The 514-nt window shown below is 77.6% G+C and carries 1 protein-coding gene; it reads right to left on the reverse strand.

Annotated elements, in window-relative coordinates:
- Window positions 1-514: hypothetical protein (locus ABD899_RS16170; protein ID WP_345207873.1), on the reverse strand; the 514-nt coding region annotated here is incomplete at both ends.

Here is a 514-nt window from a genome sequence, read left to right on the forward strand (position 1 = left end):
GCGGTGCTGGTGGTCTCCAGCAGGGTGCCGGTGCGGGCGTCGAGCAGGGCCCGGCCCACCTGCAGGGGGACGGTGGACAGCAGCGCCTCGATGGTCTCGGCGTCGATGAACCCGATGCCCGGGATCTCGCACCCGTCCAGGGCGGCCGAGATCCGAAACGCCGCGCCGAGCCCCTGACCGCCGACCGCGGGCGCCCACGGCCGACCCGCGCCGCCGCCGCCGGCTGCGGGCTCGTGGCCGGCCGCGGCCTCGTCGATGCTCGCGGCGTGGGCAGCCTCGTCGGGCGGGGCCTCGTCGCGGGTCGCGGGCTCGTCGCCGGTCGCGGTCTGGTCAGCCTGGTCGGGCGGGGCCTCGTCGCCGGTCGGTGCCTCGGTGGTGGTCGGGCCCTCGTCGGCCCTCTGGGTGTGCTCGGTGGTGTGCTGGGCGGTGGCGGTGGCGGTGTCGCGGGCGGTCTGGGCGTCGGGGCCGGTGATGACGGGGATGCCCAGGGTGAGCTGGGCGGTGAGGGTGACGT

The organism is Fodinibacter luteus (assembly GCF_039541575.1).
Classification (GTDB): domain Bacteria; phylum Actinomycetota; class Actinomycetes; order Actinomycetales; family Dermatophilaceae; genus Fodinibacter; species Fodinibacter luteus.